Origin of the sequence: Pseudomonas sp. NPDC087697 (assembly GCF_044743155.1) — a bacterium.
Classification (GTDB): Bacteria; Pseudomonadota; Gammaproteobacteria; order Pseudomonadales; family Pseudomonadaceae; genus Aquipseudomonas.
On sequence record NZ_JBIUVW010000092.1, the window covers coordinates 1 to 2,251 of the forward strand.

A 2,251-nucleotide genomic window follows, 5' to 3' on the forward strand; every position below is an offset into this window, starting at 1 on the left:
TAGCTTTCGATCGACGGGCAGGCGCAGATCAGGTTGCGGTCGCCAAACACGTTGTCGACCCGGCCGACCGGCGGCCAGTACTTGCCTTCGATCAACGACGCCACCGGATACACCGCCTGCTCACGGCTGTACGGATGCGTCCACTCGCCAACGATTTCCGCTGCAGTGTGCGGAGCGTTTTTCAGCGGGTTGTCGTCCTTGTCCAGGCTGCCGTTTTCCACTGCGCGGATTTCTTCGCGGATGCGGATCATCGCGTCGCAGAAGCGGTCCAGTTCTTCCCTGGATTCGCTTTCGGTCGGCTCGATCATCAACGTGCCGGCCACCGGGAACGACATGGTTGGCGCGTGGAAACCGAAGTCGATCAGGCGCTTGGCAACGTCATCGACGCTGATGCCGCTGCTGTCTTTCAACGGGCGCAGGTCGAGGATGCATTCGTGGGCCACCAGACCATTGCTGCCGGTGTAGAGCACTGGGTAGTGTTCTTCGAGGCGACGGGAAATGTAGTTGGCGTTGAGGATCGCCAATTGCGAAGCACGCTTGAGGCCAGCGCCACCCATCATGCGGATGTACATCCAGGTGATCGGCAGAATGCTCGCGCTACCAAACGGTGCCGCGCAGACCGCGCCTTCCTTGCGCTCCATGGCCGCGTGACCCGGCAGGAACGGCGTCAGATGGGATTTCACGCCAATCGGGCCGACGCCCGGGCCGCCACCGCCGTGCGGGATGCAGAAGGTCTTGTGCAGGTTCAGGTGCGACACGTCGCCGCCGAACTTGCCCGGTGCGCAGAGGCCGACCATGGCGTTCATGTTGGCGCCGTCGATGTACACCTGGCCGCCGTGGTCATGAATGATCCCGCAGATTTCACGGATGCCTTCTTCGAACACGCCGTGGGTCGACGGGTAGGTGATCATCAGCGCGGCGAGGTGCTCGCGGTGCTCGATGGCTTTGGCGCGCAGGTCTTCGATGTCGACGTTGCCGCGAGCATCGCACGCGGTCACGACCACGCGCATACCGGCCATGTTGGCGGTGGCCGGGTTGGTGCCGTGGGCCGAGGACGGGATCAGGCAGATGTCGCGACGGTCTTCACCACGGCTCTGGTGATAGGCCCGGATCGCCAGCAGACCGGCGTATTCACCCTGGGAACCGGCGTTCGGTTGCAGCGAGATCGCGTCATAACCGGTCGCGGCGCAGAGCATCGCTTCCAGTTCATCGGTCAGTTGCTGGTAACCGGCGCTTTGCTCGGCCGGGGCGAACGGGTGCAGGGCGCCGAATTCGGCCCAGGTCACCGGGATCATTTCGCTGGCAGCGTTGAGTTTCATGGTGCACGAACCCAGCGGGATCATGGTGCGGTCCAGCGCCAGGTCCTTGTCGGCGAGCTTGCGCAGGTAGCGCATCAGCTCGGTTTCCGAGTGATAACGGTTGAACACCGGGTGGCTGAGGATCGGCGACTGGCGTACCAGTTCAGCCGGGATGCGGCTTTCGACGCTGGCGGCCAGTGCCGCGAAGTCCGGCAGGGCTTTGCCGTCGGCCAGCAGGCTCCACAGGGTCTCGATGTCGGCCTGGCTGGTGGTTTCGTCGAGGGACAGACCCAGGCGGTCGCCATCGACGACACGCAGGTTGATGCGCTGGGCGCGAGCCTGGTCGTGCAGGGCGGCGGTGTTGGCGCCGGTGGTCAGGGTCAGGGTGTCGAAGAAGTGTGCTTGCTCAACCTTAAGGCCCAGCGCGTTCAAGCCGTTGGCGAGGATCGCGGTCAGGTGATGAATCCGGTTGGCGATCTGCTTCAAGCCTTTCGGGCCGTGGTACACGGCGTACATACTGGCGATGTTAGCCAGCAGCACCTGGGCGGTGCAGATGTTGCTGGTGGCTTTCTCGCGGCGGATATGTTGCTCGCGGGTCTGCATGGCCAGGCGCAGGGCCGGCTTGCCGAAACGGTCCACCGAGACACCGACCAGACGGCCCGGCATGTCGCGCTTGAACGCATCCTTGGTGGAGAAGTAGGCCGCGTGCGGGCCACCGTAGCCCAGCGGCACGCCGAAGCGTTGGGCGCTACCAATGGCGACGTCGGCACCGAACTCACCCGGTGGAGTCAGCACGGTCAGGGCCAGCAGGTCAGCGGCGACCGCCACCAGCGCATTGGCGGCGTGGAAGCGTTCGGTCAGTTCGCGATAGTCGAACAGGTCACCGTTGCTCGCCGGGTATTGCAGCAGCGCGCCGAAGAATGCGCTGACATCCGTCAGTTCGCGCTCGTCGC

1 protein-coding gene is annotated in these 2,251 nt (G+C 64.3%); it reads right to left on the reverse strand.

Features of this window, described 5'->3' with window-relative positions:
- Positions 1-2,251: aminomethyl-transferring glycine dehydrogenase (gcvP, locus tag ACIPIN_RS28870; protein WP_401124904.1), on the reverse strand; the 2,251-nt coding region annotated here is incomplete at both ends.